General features: G+C 68.2%; 1 protein-coding gene. It reads right to left on the bottom strand.

Going from position 1 to position 343, the window contains the following annotated elements:
* Positions 1–343 (bottom strand): hypothetical protein (locus IG98_RS46335; RefSeq protein ID WP_037973115.1); only part of this gene is annotated, 343 nt, incomplete at both ends.

Genomic DNA, 343 nt, shown 5'->3' with positions numbered 1-343 from the left:
GGAGGTGCCGAAGAACTCCTTGATCGACGCCACCACCGGGCGGATGTTGATCAGGGTCTGCGGCGTGATCGCCTCGACGTCCTGGGTCGTCATCCGCTCACGGACGACGCGCTCCATGCGGGCCAGCCCCAGGCGGACCTGGTTCTGGATCAGCTCGCCCACGCTGCGCAGGCGGCGGTTGCCGAAGTGGTCGATGTCGTCGACCTCGACGATGACGGTGTCGGTCGGCGCCTCCTGGGCGGCCGGCATCGACACCTCGCCGGCGTGCAGCCGGACGATGTACTCGATGGTGGCGACGATGTCGTCCTCGGTGAGCGTGCCCTGGGTGATCTCGCTGTCGACC

This window comes from Streptosporangium amethystogenes, assembly GCF_000721075.1.
Taxonomy (GTDB): domain Bacteria; phylum Actinomycetota; class Actinomycetes; order Streptosporangiales; family Streptosporangiaceae; genus Streptosporangium; species Streptosporangium amethystogenes.
Note: the sequence above shows the minus strand (reverse complement) of the source record. Positions and strands in the feature narration are given on the sequence as shown.